The sequence below is a fragment of the Chryseobacterium mulctrae genome (assembly GCF_006175945.1).
In the GTDB taxonomy this organism is placed as follows: Bacteria; Bacteroidota; Bacteroidia; order Flavobacteriales; family Weeksellaceae; genus Chryseobacterium; species Chryseobacterium mulctrae.
The window spans coordinates 3,431,020-3,445,572 of sequence record NZ_VAJL01000001.1 but is presented as its reverse complement, the minus strand read 5'-3'; the positions used below and the strand labels follow the sequence as shown (position 1 = coordinate 3,445,572).

Genomic DNA, 14,553 nt, shown 5'->3' with positions numbered 1-14,553 from the left:
GGCTAATAATGTATGTCTTCAAAAGAAAGTGGACTTTTCCTTAAATAGTGTTTTCGGTTTTCAAATATAGTCGATAAAAACATTTTTTTTGCTTTTAAAGAAAAAAAAATCATATTTGGACCATTTTAGTTTTGTAATATTCTCTTTTTCTTCTTTTCAAGGTTTCAGATTTTATCTGCTGTCTTATTTTGAGGATTTCATCCGCCCTTCCAAAGTAGACATCTGCCGGGGTGAGATTCTTCAGGGATTCGTGGTAGCGCTCGTTGTTATAGCGGTTCACAAACTCCTCCAAAGCCTTTTCCAGTTCCTCCGGGCGGTAGTAATGGTGCAGTTTCACGACGTTTTTCATCGTCCGGTGATAGCGTTCAATCTTTCCCTGGGTTTGCGGATGTGCGGGTTTTCCGTGGATCTGCTTCATAGCGTGCCTGTCTTCAAGATAATTCTTCAGTTCATCGGCAACATAGCAGGAACCGTTGTCCGATAGAAGTTTCGGAACTTGTCCTTTTCTTAAACCTGCTTTCTTCACAGCTCGGTCAATGGTTCTTTGAACATCATTCACCTTCATATTTCGGCAAAGTTCCCAATGAACGATATAGCGGCTAAAATCGTCAATCACCGTGCTTAGATAGTACCAGCCCCAGTCCAGAATTTTGAAGTAGGTAAAATCCGTTTGTTCATTGTATTTTTATTTTATTTTTGAATTCACGAATCTCGACCCTCGATTTGCCACATTTCATGAACAAAATTGGTTTTATCCTTAAATTCATTCGAGGCAGAAATCAGAATGTGCGATGGAGCCGTTATCAGTCCTCTTTTCTTTAAAATACGGTAAACACTGGATTCTGAGATAAATACACCCTTCTCATCGGTGATTTTATATGCCAGTTCTCTGCTGGAGAGTTCAGGATAATTCAAAGCGGTTTCCACCACCAGATTTTTCTCTTCTTCAGGAATGCTGTTCCATTGTCTGCGCGATTTGGGAGCGTTGAAAAATCCCGCATCTCCTTTTTCCAGATACAATCTGTACCAGTTGTAAAAAGTGCTTTTGTGGATGCTCAGTTCCCGAAGCGTCCTGTTTACGCCAATCTCGCTTCTGGTAACCATGCGGATGATTTCCAGTTTCTCTTCTGCGGATAATCTCATATACTTACGGTATTTTTCCGTTATCCCAGAATTTCCAAACTTTTTTTTATGATGTCGTAACGGATAACAAGATCGGCAACCGTTTCCTTGAGTTTACGGTTTTCTTCCCGCAGAAGTGCGACTTCGTCGGAAGTGGCTTCACGGGTGGTATCTCCTGAAAGACGCTTCTTACCGGCCTCAATAAACTCTTTGTTCCATTTGTAAAAGGTGGATTCCTGTATGGCGTATTTGCGGCAGAGCTCTGCAATGGATGTTTCTGCTCTGAGTGCTTCCATCACAACAAGGATCTTTTGCTCAGCCGTGAAAACTCTTCTGGTTTTTCTGCGCATGTCTTTTAAATAATTTTCAGGGGTCACTGTTTTCTTGTTTGTCATAATAAATCAAATTTAATGGTTTTTTTGTTCAGTTTATTATGAAAACACTATCTTACTTTCTGTCTAAATCAGTACACTTTTTGCTGACGATTTACAAAAATTTTAAAAGCACCCTCAAGGTGTAAACAAATTTGATTACATTTGTAATATGAACTCATCTTTATTCAAATATAAGGGTATCCATCCGGGAATTATTATTGAGCGGGAGCTAAAAAAGCGTTCGCTCAAAAAACGTCCTTTTGCTTTGGCCATTGATGAATATCCACAAATCATCAATGACATTACAAAAGGAAAGAGAAATATTCCGGTAGCCTTGGCTTTGAAAATCGAAAAGAAGCTGCAGCTGGAAGAGGGAACGATTGTCTTTTTGCAAAGCTATTACGACATCGAAAAAGAGAAAAGCAGGGTTCAACCCTCTCCTGATCTTTCCATTCTGAGAAAATCTTTATTTTGGGATACAGACATTAACAAGATTAATTGGCAAAAACATTATAAAGCTGTTATTAATCGAATTTTTGAGCGTGGAAATGAAGCGGAAAAAGAAGAAATCGAACGTTTTTACGGAAAAAGAAAAACAGAGATTGCCTTTAGTACCGAAAAAACAAAACCAATGCAGTTGCATCAAAATAGCAATATTTGAAAAATGTTATACTACAATACCGTAAATGAGATCTTAAAAAACAGTTTGCATACTTTGATGTCTGCAACAGTTTTTGATGATTTCCGGCTGGTTGGTGGAACCGCTTTAAGTCTTCAGCTCGGGCATCGGATTTCTGTAGATATAGACCTTTTCAGTGATGTTCCTTACGGAAGTATTGATTTTGCGGGCATTGACAAATTTCTTCAAAATTATTTCCCATATATAGACCATTCTTCTGATTTAAATCCGGCAATGGGAAAATCATATTTAGTCGGGACAGACGTTAGGAATACAATAAAATTAGATGTTTATTACACCGATCCCTTTATTCAGCAACCAAAAATCGAGGATAATATTCGATTGGCAACAATACAGGAGATCATTGCAATGAAAGTAGATGTTGTGCAAAGGACCGGAAGAAAAAAGGATTTTTAGGACCTGCACGAGTTGCTTTCCAATTATGACATCGGCAAAATGCTGGAATTGCATCAAGAACGTTATCCTTACAGTCACGACAAAGAACTGATTTTGAAAAACTTCACTGATTTCGGTTTGGCAGATGAAGAGTTCGATCCGATTTGCCTTCAAGGAAAACACTGGGAATTCATTAGAGATGATATTGAAGAAACAGTTCAAAAATATCTGAAAAAATAAACATTTTTTTAAAATCATCTTTTACAAAACCACTCATTCAAATCCTTAAATCCGTGGTAAATCAAAGAACAATCCGCCACATTCTGATACTGACTTTGAATTTTAGTTTTAATAGATTTTCCATTGTCATCGTTATCGAGAAACAGAGAGATCTTATCATATTCCCTCAATTTTTCTTCGGCTTTGAAAAGCATTGCCGTAGAATTCAGAATTAGAAAATCACAGGTTGAATGAGGCGAGTTTTCTAAATTCCGAAAAGTCAGATAATCAAAAAATCTCTCGAAAATAACAATTTCATTGTTGGGATTTTGTTCGTTTTGAATGAAGATAATGTCCTTTTTACCCAAACAGATTTTGGAGTATGGATTGCGTATTTCAAAACTACCCGAATTATTCTGAAAACCGATTCCGAAATACTTTTTTTCGTTCAGTTCATAATGAATTTCCTTAACCAAATGTTTTTGTTCAAAGACTTTTCTTGATTTTAAATACTGAATTAAAGTATAATGTTCAATTTCTTTGATTTCTAAAATTTTGTAGTCGGATTGAGCTTTTACTTCTTTATCAAAAAATTCATTTCGACTGGAAAAATCGAATGTTGATAGGTATTTCAGTGCATCTGAAACGGAACATTTATTCATTTGCTGAACAATAGAAATAACATCATAGCTCTTTCCAGTTCCAAAGTCAAATGCTTTGTTTTTAACAAAATCAACCGATAAGCTAGGTATTTTTTCTTCTCTATCCAACGCAAAATAAAAAGCTGTTTTTCGGTTTTCTTTGACCGGAAAAAGGTTGAATGATTCTAAAACCGTTCGAATTCCAACTTTTTGTTTGATTTCTTCGCAATTCATTTTTTTCTTTTTAATGCAAATTTTTTATCCACAATTTCCTTTTAAATAAAAAAAGACTTTTATACACTTTTAATAAACTTTTAGTAATTCGCTGTATCGACTTTCAGTAGATGATCTCAGCCATTTTTGAAATGAGTGCAAATCCGAATTGTGAATGAGTGCGATTCCGAAAAAGAGATGAGTGCAATTCCGAATTGGATTTTTTCATTTTATCTAATTTTGACCTTTATCCACATTTTTAACAGTTGGCAGCCTTTTCCGATGGTCGGCATGAGCGCAATTCCGAAAACGGGATCATAAAAAATAAAATTTTAACATTTTTTTAACTTCAGCGAGTGCAATTCCGAATTCCGAATGAGCGCAATTCCGAAATGGGAATGAGTGCAATTCCGAATTCAGCGAATAACAGGATAGCCGTTCGGAAGCAGCGCTCCCATTTTGGTTTCCTTGTACAATTTGATTATGATTTCTTGAATTTCACTTAGAAAGGCCATTCCCTGAAATTCGGTAGACTTAATTTTCTTCAATCGGTTCAACCTGATAAACTCTGTGAAATCTTTTTCTATCAGTTCCCTGGTCTGGGCAATATTTCTGTACTGATAAGAAAACTGTTGCATCTCACTTTCCTTCAAGCCGTATCTCTTTCTGAAATAATGCAACCTTCTTGTGCTTACAGTTTGTTCCTTCATATTTTGCGATATGTTGAGGTCACTTACAGTTTTGGTAAAATAAGGACGTATGAAGATAGAATCTCCTTTGCAGCTATACGTGAAAGAAAGATTATTGTATTTATTAAAATTCATTCTTGCAGGTTTTAGGAATTTAAAACAAAAATCATTGGCAGTTTTGTAGTTCAATCCGAACTTTTTATTCAGGGTGGGTAGCTTTAAGGCTGTTCCACTTTCCGGAAGCTTGGCAAGCCAAATGGCAAAGATTATATGCTTATTATTTCTGATATTATATACCAGATTATAAAGGACATAATTGTATTCCGGATCACCATTAGTTTTTTTAACCAGAAGCTGCTGATCAAAAATGAAGTGTACCCTCTGTGATCGTAACTTGGCGTAGATATGATCCCTCCAAAGGTTTTAATTTCTTTCCCTTTGGAATTGACGGATTTGTACCAGCCCATTTTGAATTTTGCCAGAAACTCATACGCGTCTACTACCTGTTTCGTAGAGCCACTCGGAGAGATCTTGCAGTTCCTGATCTTCATAGAAGCAAATATGTTGTTATCCGTCTCAAATTCTTCATCGAAAAGCGAAAGCTGTTTCGGGCGGTCATCCGGCCGGAACTGCTCATTGCCAATAATAGAGATAATATTGAAAATGACACGGAGCGCATTGATTGGAATATCCGCAGCCTGATGGTCTTCAAAAATAAAATCGTCCACGAACTGGTTTCCAAGACGTATCTTGTCGGGAACTTTCTCGCTTTTTCCTTCAAATTTCTTACTGATAAGCCTTAGATCTTTTTCGGGAGTTGCCATACCATCTGATAATTTCACTTCTCTGTATTTTAATTTTTATCTTGAACTGGTCTTTATCCAAAGATGATCAAGGTCGTTCGATATTGGGAATTGATCGTATGGATAGATCTCTGTCAACCGTCTTGTTTTTCATAAATGGAAAAGTACCTTTCAGGGACGATTTCCAGTTGTTAACAGGTCTGCCTGAAGCATTTTTCCAATCATTCTCAACCCACGAATCATATTTATCTTTAATAGCTGAATCTAATGAGATTTCGTAACCTGCCAGGGTTTGGGCATATTCGAGAAACTCATCGAAAGAAGGTCTTTGATCGTTACTGATTGGTGGTTTTGAAACATCGCTCACCGGTGTCCCATCTTCCGGTTTGCTGATGTTATCAATATTTTGAACCAATAAATCATACAATGGCAGATCATCTGTTCTTTCAACTTCCGGAACATTGGATCCGCTTTCGAATTCAAGCTTTTCAGTTTTGTCAAATTCCGGAGGTGATATAGGATAATCCAAAACTACTCTATAGGAAGAAGGAAGCCCTTTCTTATTTTCATACCGTATCAATCCTAATATCTGTAGTTTTTCTTTTGTAGATTTGACGGTCTTTCTTGTGATTCCCAGGGCATTGCTTATTGCAACATCAGAAATGACAACATCATATCCATTGTTATTGCTCGCCAAGTTGAGCAGATATAGATAAAATGTAATAGACGTAGTATTGAGCTGCGCTTTTTGGTTGAAATCCCAAAATCTTTGTATAAGCTCCAGATAATACATTTTTACTTTTGTGCAAAAAGCTCTAATGCCTTTTGCCTATCGATAATGATGATATTCCCTTTCTGATGATAGCCTCATTCAGAATTCCTGAAGACTTTATTTCAGAAGCTTTTGAGATAGAACATCCTAGAATTTTTGCCAGTCCTTTTAAACCGTACTCATATTTGCTTTCAGATGCCAGACTTTTCGAGACTTCCAAAAATTCTTCAACGGTCAGCTTCCAGATAGGTGTTTGTGGGTCTATCCTTTTCATTGGTTGTTTTTAATCGATTGGTTAGTTATGGTCATTTTTTGTTAAGATGAGAGATCCAATTTCTTGCGGCTGCCTGCCAACTTTTCATTAGATTCTCATTAGATAATTTCCAATTTCGGGACTCATAGTAGGAATAGAACTTAATTGCTTCAGCAGAAGGCAAATTCCGGTCGTTAAAATATAATTCCACCTCATAAAAAATTGGTACATCAAAACAACTTTCTTTCTGTACTGATATTTTTTGTCCCCGTACCGCTTTTTTTTGTGAGCTTTCTACATATTCCGGATCTATGATCTGAATTAAGGTTCCCTTGTACGCATCGTAGCTAGGAGTATATATAATAAAGCCAGCATTATGTAATTCTTTGATGCACTTATGATAAGTAGCTAAGGAACGTATTTTACTTGATTCCATAATTCCTCCACGAGTAATACGAAAGGGATTCTGAAAATGGTTTAGGCTCCAGAATTGGAAAAGTGAAACGTACATACTGATATGCGAGGTATGTCGTCTCTCATCCTGTATAATACGTCCAAAGAAGCTGATGATATTCTTGCTGTTTTCCATGTGCTGATTGAAATTACTATTTGACGTCCATCAGTAGTTTCTGAATATCTTTATAGCTATAATACAATGTTCCTCCGATCTTGCTGTAGGACAAAGTGCCATTGATTCTCAGGTTTTGTAAAGTTCCTGAAGATATGTTTAGGAGTTTTTTGACCTCGGAGGTGCGGAGCCATAATTTTTGTTAAGGATTATTATCCTTGAGAAAAAATCTAATTGCTTCCAACAGTTCAGTTTTAAACTCCTGGAGATCCTCTTTGGTGATGATAGATATTCCCATAATTTTGAAATTGTTTTGTTCGACAAATTTTCAAAATCACAAGAAATATCTTTCGGTAGTTTTTCGTTACTACCGAAAGATTCTGCTTCATCTGCGATGAATAAGCATATTCAAAAAAGAAAATAATTTGAATTATATATGAAAACTAAAAAAATGTGTCAATAGCGAACGTTTTTTTTATTCTATCCGCTCTTTTTCTTAAAAAATGTATCCAAAAACAGATTAAATGTAGTGTATATATTATCTATTTTTGAAATTAAAAATGCAAGCGTGTATAAGCTCACAGCCTTCACACCAAATATGACGGGAATACCTTATGAGAAAAGCGGGGATTCCAGAACGATGGAGATCATGAAGCAGCTTTTCGATATTGGAAGTCTTTTGGAACCTGTTAGTGATATAAGCATTATTGGCAAGACTTTCGATGTTTTTGCTAAAACAGAGATTGGTTACAGAAAATGTGAAACCGATGCAAATGGGATCCTTGACGATATTTACGATACGGCACTTCATATTTGCTCACGTGGGGAAAAGGGGAAGGGAGATTTTAAAGCACTTTCAGCAGGTATCAAGCAGGTGAAAAGATTTATATTTTCTGAAAGTTATCATATTGACAGAGCCATTACCGATGCGGCAAAAGCCGCCTATTTAGCAACTGTGCTGAAGTATAAAGTAGAGAAACTTGAAAAATATCAAGGTTTGGAAAGTATAAAAGAACTGGTAATCGATCAGGAGTTTGATTCCAAGCTCAATAAACTGAAAAAGGGGAATCCGGAAGCCTTCTTTTACTGGTACCAGATCTCACTTATAAGAACAGCATAATAATCAAACTACCAGCAGTAAAGCTGTAGTTGAGCTTGAGAAAAAAGAGATTACTAAATTAGAGCAGAAAACGCCTAACATAAATAATGTATTTAATTAACAATGGTACAAAGGAGCTATACAAACAACTTTTCGAAATTGCGTATTCAGGTAGTAATAACGTCCTAAATATGATTTCTCATTTTGAAGAGGATCTTATCGGGCAGAGGCGACTATTTATCCGCGGTTTACCGAGTATTCGCTGGAATACTACAAATTTCACGCTTATATTGCAATGGGATTTATAGGTTGTTTCATGAAAATTGCAATTAAATATATGGAGATAGTTATCAATATGAGGAATCTAAGAAGTCCTTCGTTTGACCAGAGAACAGCATCCCTCACCCAAGTGGATTTTTATACACAATGTACTTCTGATTCCTAATTCAAAATTTTACTCCTTTAAAATTATACAATTGATCTCCTGAAAAATTTCAGACATTTCTTTATAATATTTATCAAAAACTAAGTCCTGTCCTTCAAAGCACGCAACGCTGAGGTAATAGAAATCACATCTACCACTTCCTGGAGTCCTGCACCTAGCAAAGCGGGTAATAAGCCAAAAGCGGCAATAAGCATCAATACGGTGCAAACTGCAATACCAATAAACACGGACTGGCGGGCAATCTTCATTGTTTCCCTAGATATGATGACAGTGTCACTTACTTTTTCCAGATTGTCTTTCAAAATCACCACATCCGCAGAATCACTGGCAGCGCTGGATCCTTTGGCTCCCATTGCAATTCCCACATCAGCAACAGTTAAAGATGGCGCATCATTAACGCCATCTCCTACCATTACAATCGGGCGAAATTCATCACTTGCATTTTTTAGGATTTTCAGTTTATCTTCCGGCAAACATCCGAAATGCACTTCCGGAATGCCTATTTCTTTAGCTATTGTTTCAGAAATATTTTGTTTATCACCGGTAATCATCATGATTTTACGAATACCCATTTTCATTAATTGAGCAATGGTCTGCCGGGCTTCCGGACGGACTTCATCGGAAAACGTTATTTCTCCGGCATATCTGCCTTCAACCGAAACAAACAAAGAGGTCTGTTCTGATTTTAGCTGAATCTGCTGATCTGTAACAAAATCCAGTTTCCCTACTTTTACCCATTGGTCGTTTACCTTTCCCTCAATGCCTTTTCCTTCAACTTCTTTTAAATCTGTTGCCAGAGGAATATTTTTGGAGCCAATATGTTTCATTACAGACACTGCCAGAACGTGAGAGGATTGCTGTTCCACGCTGGCTACCAAATCTATCAGTTCTTCTTTGGAATAAAGATTTTCAGGTATTATTTCATCAACGGCGAGATCTCCTTTGGTTAAAGTACCTGTTTTATCAAACGCAATGGCTCTCATCTTGTCCAACTTTTCGATGACTGTTCCGGACTTGATCACAACACCATTCCTGCTGGACCTGCTCATTCCTGAAATCAGGGCGATAGGTGCAGCGAGAATGAGCGGACAGGGCGAAGCCACCACTAAAACTTCGGCTATACGATTGGGATCCTTGGTAATCATATAGGAAATTCCGGCTATAAGAAACGCTACAATGGTAAATGGAAGGGCATAGCGGTCTGCCATTCTCACAAAATGTGCGGGCTCTTTTTCAGAATTATGAACCAACAGCACAAGCTGCTGATACTGGCTGTCTTTGGCGAGTTTGGATACCTGAATAAGAACCGCCCCTGAGCCGTTTACCGAACCTGACCATAGACCTTCCCCTTTCAATTTGGCAGCGGGTTTTGATTCCCCCGTAAGTGAAGACTCATCCAACAGCACATTATCGCTGAGAAGAATACCATCAACCGGCACAATTTCCTTTGGTTTTACGATGATGATATCACCGATTTTTATATCATCCACAGAAATATCAGTCAGATCATCTCCAATTTTTTTATGGGCAATTCTCGGTGTGTTATCAAGCAGTGATTTTAAATCTTTCCTGGCTTTTTTCTGGGCATAATCTTCCAGAGAATCACCGCCGGTAATCATAATGAGAATGATAAGTGCTGCCCAGTAATTTCCGACAGCCAATGTTGCGGCAATAGCAGAAATAGCCAAAATATCAACCCCGAAATTCCCGGAACGAAGCACGTCAATCATCCCTTTCAGAAGGATGACAGACATAATAATTCCGGTAGCAGTAATTAGAGTTTTTGCACAATAGGACTTCTTCAGGATAAATTCGAGAAAAAGAGCCACCAATGCGATACTGAGAACGATAATAAATTTATTAATGCTTTTCATTGATTTTTTTTTAAAAGTTTAAAGAAAGACCTACACCCAGTGTTTTACTTTGATAATAAGGATAAACAAGAACGGTATTTCCAGATTCATTTTTTGAAAATATTTTGCTTACCTTCGGAAACAACCAATAAGCGGCTTCGGTAGAGAGAATACCGATGCCGGCACCTGCCACCACGTCACCTACCCAGTGTTTGTCATTCAAGGTTCTGTAAATGCCGGTAAACAATGCAAAAGGATAACCTGCTAAGCTCAACCAAAAATGATCTTCCTGATATTCCCGAAACATAAACTGTGCAGTTGCAAAAGCAAAAGCGGTATGCCCGGAAGGAAAGGAAAGATTGTTAGAACCATCGGGACGTTCTTCTTTTACCAGATGTTTGATGGGGAGTACAACCGCACTGGAGATCAGAAGCGAGGTTCCCAGAATGATGCTCCGGTCTTTCAGGCTATGCTTCCCCTTGATTCCGGAAAAATTAAGCCCGTAAACTAAAACAGCCGGCACAAACTGGGTATAATTGTCTAGTTTTATATGGTCGGGTTTATGCTCACTGATCTCATATTGTGTCGATTTATTCAATTGCTTCAAATCATCAGAAGTTAAGCTTAGAATTCCGTAACCGATAAGAACCGAAGGAATAATGAGTTTTTTATATCCAAATTGATAGACAGATAAAGAATCTGCAACCGGCTTCTTATCCTCCTGAAAAACAGATTTTTGTACTTCACTCCATTGGAAAAAGAAAAGCATTGTCAGTAAAATGATTCTTTTCATCGTGCCGAAATTTCTTTATTAATCTGACCTTTCATCGATTTGACCCAGGTTAGGATTATTGCCTTTTGTTCAGAAGATAATTTCGCATGGGTGTGAATGAAAGTATAACTACTCAATGGCATTTCACCTGTGTTAACAGTTTTTGCAACTTCATCTAATTTGTGCAGTTTTTTATCTTTCGGATAAGGACTAAATTCATCAAAATTCAAATGTCTTTTCCCGTCATTGATATGATTTGCCAACCACCATTTTACCGGCTGGATCTTGCTGTACCAAGGATAAACGGTATTGTTGGAATGGCAGTCATAGCAACTGGTTTTTAAAATCTGCTGCACGTTGCCGGGAATGCGGTAATGTTTTTCAATAGAACTTTCAGGCAATATTGTTGAGGTATTAAGCTTCACCGTAAAAAATTGAATGCCAATAAACAAAATCAGCAATCCAGATGTTATTTTTTTAAAAAGTTTTGTTTTCATTTTTTTTATTGATTATTTAGTTCTTTCATTTTTCCGCTTTTGAATCTTTCGCTGGCAGACTGATAGTATGAAATTGTTTCATTCACGAGATCCGGATATTTACCCGGTTTTGTTTCTTTCATATTATCATTCTCCTTTTGCCAAATAAACTGATGAACCTGCTTGTGATCGTTCAGCTGTGTAAAAATATTCTGTTTCAGAATGCCCAGTGTCCTGTAATTCCCAATGAAGGCTCTTTCATCCCCAGGTTTTGTCTTATTAATATCTTTTCCGTACAATGCTGTCCGATACTGCCACCCAAAATACCCGAACAGTGTAGGCATCACATCAATCTGAGAGGTCAGTCGGTCTATTTTGTCTCTCTGGTTCATATTGTAAATAATCGCAGGAATATGATGTTTGGAAATATTAATTTCCCATTTTCCGGCACTGCTGGCACAATGATCCGCAACAATAACAAATACTGAGTTTTTAAACCATGATCTTTTTCGTGCCTCTTTAAGAAATTTGCCCAGAGCATAATCTGTATATTTCACTGCACTTTCCCGGCTTCCTTGTTTCATGTCTATTTTGCCATCCGGGAAAGTATATGGCTTGTGGTTGGATGTTGTCATCACAAACTGAAAGAAAGGCGACTTCTTATCTGCCGCATTGTCGGCAAATTTTAGAGACTGGTTATAAATATCTTCATCACAGATACCCCACGCATTTTCAAAAGTAACTTCGTTGTCGGAAATCGGGAATCGGTTGGTGTTGACGGATTCAGGAATGGGATTTCCCCGGTCTCTATCGACAATATCAAAGCCCTGTCCGCCAAAGAAGGTATTCATATTATCAAAATAGCCATCTCCGCCATAGATAAAATCCAACTGATAATTTTTAGCTTTCAGAATAGAAGCAACTGAAATCAGGTTCTGATTATCGGGTCTTCTCACAATGCTGTTACCAGGCGTGGGCGGTACAGAAAGTATCAGTGCTTCCATTCCTCTAACGGTTCGCGTTCCTGTTGCGTAAAGATTGGTAAAGAAAATACTTTCTTTAGCTAACCTGTCGTAGTTTGGAGTAAGATCTTCTTTATTACCAAAGGCTTTAAGAAAATCAGCACTTAAACTCTCTACTGTAATCAAAAAGATATTAGGGCGCCCCTGCTTCTCATTGCCCGGAACCGTTATTCTTGCTATATTCCCTAAATCAGCAGACTGATACTTTTGATTTGGCTGAAGCAGATTTTTCCGCAGTAAACTGTAAGTTTGTTTGTGCGGCAATGTGGTGTAAAAGGTTTGGTAATCCAGTTCATTAGAACGGAATGCCGCAAAAAAAGAGAAAACGCCGTTTTTAGATAATTCATTTACTGTCCTGTTGCCACTAAATTCAGCATTTTTATTGGACAGCAAAATACCACAACTGATGGCCATCAACAGAATGCTGCCAGAACAGACTATTCTCTTCCTGAAAGAAAGTTTATCAGAAAATGCCGCTTCAAATACACCTGTTTTCCACAACAAATAGAAAACAAATATTACCATAGCTAATAAAACTGTTACCAAAAGCGGTAAAGGATAAGATTCGTTAATATTTTCAATCACTTCATAGGTATAGATAAGATAATCTACCGCAATAAAATTGAATCTTGAACCAAACTCATCCCAAAAAGGAAATTCTGCCATCGCACTGAAAAATATCAGCAACAGCACAATACTAAGAATGAAACAGGTTATAATCTTATCTACCATCGTACCGATCAACCGGACCGGAATTAACAAGAGATAAAAACTATAAAAAGCAATAAAAAACAAGGCAACGGACACATCGAAAATAAAACCTGCGATAAAAACCGCCAGATTTGTAATTATATTGCCGCTAAGCTCATCAGACGAAATAATGGTAAGAACCAACCGGACCAGGAATGATAATACAAGGTATACCGTTACCGCGGAAAACAGCAGCCCATATCTGCTCATAAAGGCGGGCTTTATGAATGAACCTAAAAATTTAAAAAATCTATTCATCATCCTCGCTGGTATTTTTAAGTTTCATGAGTAAAGTATATGCATTTTTGGTCACGATTTTCTTCCCTTTAAAATCCTGAAAATTCAGAATCTGTATAAAGCCGTTTTCGGATTCGTTGGTGATAACCGGAACCATTTTGTAGGTTTGTTTTTTTACTTCAACAAAAACATAGCTTTTACCTTCAAAATCTACCACACTTTCCTCTGGGACAGCATTCGAAAAAGAAGTTTCGGTCTCGACTTCCGCATTCATATACATTCCCGGAATCAGTTCGGGATCGTATTTTTCAAAATGACAATGGACATCAGCAATTCCGTTTCCGTCCAGATCTTTGCCTGTGAGGAGAATTTCGCCATCATATTTTTTGTCCGGATTGCTATTGCTGTAAGCCACAATCCGTTGCCCTGTTTTCAGCATCGCAAGATCTTTTTCATAGACTTTGAGATTGAGATGAATATCCGAAGGATTGATGAGTTCGAACAAAACATCGGAAGGATTGACGTATTTCCCAATATTCACATTCACTTTGCTTACAAAACCATTGATGCTACTGTAAACAGGAACACTTTTACGGATATTTCCGGCAGTTACGCTTCCTGCGTTGATGTTCACCAGCTGCAGTTGCTGCGCAATGGCATTCATAATAATTTGCTGGCTGTTCATCTCCGATTGTGCCATCTGCATCACCTTATCGCTGCTTGCCTGGCTTTGGTTGAGCTTTTTTTGGCGGTTATAATCCAGCTGTGCAAAATGATATTTGGATTTTGCCATCAGGTAATCCTGCTGCAGCTGTACAAACTGAGGGTTTTCAATCACGGCAATCACTTGTCCCTTGGAAACTTTCATTCCCGGGAGTAGTCCGGTACTTTTCAGGTAACCGCCCAAAGGTGTACTTACGGAAACCAAATTCTGTGGCGGAACGTCAATTTTTCCGTTTAATTTAAGAACGGTCGAGATGGATTGCATCGAAAGTTCTGTGGTTTCTATCGGCGCATTCCGGAGTTGGGCATCGGTTAAGCTAACGGTATTTTCGTCTTTCGGTGTTCCGGTTTTTGTAGTTGTTTCCTCTTTCTGCTGGCATTGGATTGCCGAAAACACCCACAACACAACAACAATCCATATATAATTAATTTTTACTGTCTTCATTT

General features: G+C 37.6%; 14 protein-coding genes and 3 pseudogenes. 4 read left to right on the top strand and 13 right to left on the bottom strand.

Annotated features, from left to right (window positions below; genetic code table 11):
- Window positions 1-109: 109 nt before the first annotated feature.
- Window positions 110-1,517, bottom strand: a pseudogene (locus FDY99_RS15910) (IS3 family transposase).
- A 148-nt stretch (window positions 1,518-1,665) separates the two neighbouring features.
- Between FDY99_RS15910 and FDY99_RS15905 the strand changes: the two are divergent.
- Genes FDY99_RS15905 through FDY99_RS23395 form a run of 3 tightly spaced genes read left to right on the top strand, consistent with a single transcriptional unit; the run spans window position 1,666 to window position 2,811 of the window.
- On the top strand, window positions 1,666-2,157 hold the full coding sequence (locus FDY99_RS15905; RefSeq protein WP_139422761.1) for a helix-turn-helix transcriptional regulator: 492 nt from the start codon (window positions 1,666-1,668) through the stop codon (window positions 2,155-2,157).
- Window positions 2,158-2,160: 3 nt separating this feature from the next.
- Window positions 2,161-2,592, top strand: a complete 432-nt coding sequence (locus tag FDY99_RS15900) for a nucleotidyl transferase AbiEii/AbiGii toxin family protein (RefSeq protein WP_228448815.1) — start codon at window positions 2,161-2,163, stop codon at window positions 2,590-2,592.
- 39 nt (window positions 2,593-2,631) lie between these two features.
- The gene (locus tag FDY99_RS23395; protein ID WP_228448814.1) at window positions 2,632-2,811 is read left to right on the top strand and encodes a hypothetical protein; all 180 of its coding nucleotides are present in this window, start codon (window positions 2,632-2,634) and stop codon (window positions 2,809-2,811) included.
- A gap of 14 nt (window positions 2,812-2,825) precedes the next feature.
- Here FDY99_RS23395 and FDY99_RS15895 read toward each other — a convergent pair whose 3' ends face one another.
- The 7 genes and pseudogenes from FDY99_RS15895 to FDY99_RS23715 form a co-directional block, all read right to left on the bottom strand.
- The gene (locus FDY99_RS15895) at window positions 2,826-3,665 is read right to left on the bottom strand and encodes a toprim domain-containing protein (protein WP_139422759.1); all 840 of its coding nucleotides are present in this window, start codon (window positions 3,663-3,665) and stop codon (window positions 2,826-2,828) included.
- A gap of 395 nt (window positions 3,666-4,060) precedes the next feature.
- A complete protein-coding gene (locus FDY99_RS23390; protein WP_228448813.1) occupies window positions 4,061-4,468 on the bottom strand; it encodes an RNA-binding protein in 408 nt (135 codons plus the stop codon).
- 131 nt (window positions 4,469-4,599) lie between these two features.
- Window positions 4,600-5,175 (bottom strand): hypothetical protein, encoded by a 576-nt coding sequence (locus tag FDY99_RS23385; protein WP_228448812.1) that lies wholly within the window; start codon window positions 5,173-5,175, stop codon window positions 4,600-4,602.
- Between the two features lie 49 nt (window positions 5,176-5,224).
- Window positions 5,225-5,929 (bottom strand): hypothetical protein, encoded by a 705-nt coding sequence (locus FDY99_RS15885; RefSeq protein WP_139422757.1) that lies wholly within the window; start codon window positions 5,927-5,929, stop codon window positions 5,225-5,227.
- Window positions 5,930-5,931: 2 nt separating this feature from the next.
- Window positions 5,932-6,182 (bottom strand): annotated as a pseudogene (locus tag FDY99_RS15880) (DUF3853 family protein).
- 31 nt (window positions 6,183-6,213) lie between these two features.
- Window positions 6,214-6,597: a hypothetical protein gene (locus tag FDY99_RS15875; RefSeq protein WP_228448811.1), complete on the bottom strand. Its 384-nt coding sequence runs from the start codon at window positions 6,595-6,597 to the stop codon at window positions 6,214-6,216.
- A 169-nt stretch (window positions 6,598-6,766) separates the two neighbouring features.
- Window positions 6,767-6,910, bottom strand: a pseudogene (locus FDY99_RS23715) (helix-turn-helix domain-containing protein); the annotation flags it as partial.
- 387 nt (window positions 6,911-7,297) lie between these two features.
- Between FDY99_RS23715 and FDY99_RS15865 the strand changes: the two are divergent.
- Window positions 7,298-7,849 carry a hypothetical protein gene (locus tag FDY99_RS15865; RefSeq protein WP_139422754.1) on the top strand — a complete coding sequence of 184 codons (552 nt, stop codon included), beginning with the start codon at window positions 7,298-7,300 and terminating at the stop codon, window positions 7,847-7,849.
- A gap of 504 nt (window positions 7,850-8,353) precedes the next feature.
- On the opposite strand, the gene FDY99_RS15860 is transcribed toward FDY99_RS15865, so the two are convergent.
- The 5 genes from FDY99_RS15860 to FDY99_RS15840 all read right to left on the bottom strand — a co-directional run bounded on the left by FDY99_RS15860 (window position 8,354) and on the right by FDY99_RS15840 (window position 14,551).
- On the bottom strand, window positions 8,354-10,147 hold the full coding sequence (locus FDY99_RS15860) for a heavy metal translocating P-type ATPase (RefSeq protein WP_139422752.1): 1,794 nt from the start codon (window positions 10,145-10,147) through the stop codon (window positions 8,354-8,356).
- A gap of 10 nt (window positions 10,148-10,157) precedes the next feature.
- Entirely contained in the window at window positions 10,158-10,919 is a 762-nt protein-coding gene (locus FDY99_RS15855) for a phosphatase PAP2 family protein (protein ID WP_139422750.1), read from the bottom strand.
- Window positions 10,916-11,395, bottom strand: a complete 480-nt coding sequence (locus FDY99_RS15850) for a heme-binding domain-containing protein (protein ID WP_139422749.1) — start codon at window positions 11,393-11,395, stop codon at window positions 10,916-10,918. The genes FDY99_RS15855 and FDY99_RS15850 overlap by 4 nt, the downstream gene beginning before the upstream one ends.
- Before the next feature lie 5 nt (window positions 11,396-11,400).
- A complete protein-coding gene (locus FDY99_RS15845) occupies window positions 11,401-13,062 on the bottom strand; it encodes an LTA synthase family protein (protein WP_228448810.1) in 1,662 nt (553 codons plus the stop codon).
- 334 nt (window positions 13,063-13,396) lie between these two features.
- Window positions 13,397-14,551, bottom strand: coding sequence for an efflux RND transporter periplasmic adaptor subunit (locus tag FDY99_RS15840; protein ID WP_139422745.1), 1,155 nt, complete (start codon window positions 14,549-14,551; stop codon window positions 13,397-13,399).
- Between the last annotated feature and the right edge of the window lie 2 nt (window positions 14,552-14,553).

Bases quoted from the DNA above. Each gene is read 5' to 3' on its own strand.
- FDY99_RS15840 (WP_139422745.1), bottom strand. From the start codon at position 14,551: ATGAAGACAGTAAAAATTAATTATATATGGATTGTTGTTGTGTTGTGG.
- FDY99_RS23390 (WP_228448813.1), bottom strand. From the start codon at position 4,468: ATGAATTTTAATAAATACAATAATCTTTCTTTCACGTATAGCTGCAAA.
- FDY99_RS15860 (WP_139422752.1), bottom strand. From the start codon at position 10,147: ATGAAAAGCATTAATAAATTTATTATCGTTCTCAGTATCGCATTGGTG.
- FDY99_RS15855 (WP_139422750.1), bottom strand. From the start codon at position 10,919: ATGAAAAGAATCATTTTACTGACAATGCTTTTCTTTTTCCAATGGAGT.
- FDY99_RS15850 (WP_139422749.1), bottom strand. From the start codon at position 11,395: ATGAAAACAAAACTTTTTAAAAAAATAACATCTGGATTGCTGATTTTG.
- FDY99_RS15905 (WP_139422761.1), top strand. From the start codon at position 1,666: ATGAACTCATCTTTATTCAAATATAAGGGTATCCATCCGGGAATTATT.
- FDY99_RS15885 (WP_139422757.1), bottom strand. From the start codon at position 5,929: ATGTATTATCTGGAGCTTATACAAAGATTTTGGGATTTCAACCAAAAA.
- FDY99_RS23395 (WP_228448814.1), top strand. From the start codon at position 2,632: ATGCTGGAATTGCATCAAGAACGTTATCCTTACAGTCACGACAAAGAA.
- FDY99_RS15875 (WP_228448811.1), bottom strand. From the start codon at position 6,597: ATGGAATCAAGTAAAATACGTTCCTTAGCTACTTATCATAAGTGCATC.
- FDY99_RS15900 (WP_228448815.1), top strand. From the start codon at position 2,161: ATGTTATACTACAATACCGTAAATGAGATCTTAAAAAACAGTTTGCAT.
- FDY99_RS15845 (WP_228448810.1), bottom strand. From the start codon at position 13,062: ATGGCAGAATTTCCTTTTTGGGATGAGTTTGGTTCAAGATTCAATTTT.
- FDY99_RS15895 (WP_139422759.1), bottom strand. From the start codon at position 3,665: ATGAATTGCGAAGAAATCAAACAAAAAGTTGGAATTCGAACGGTTTTA.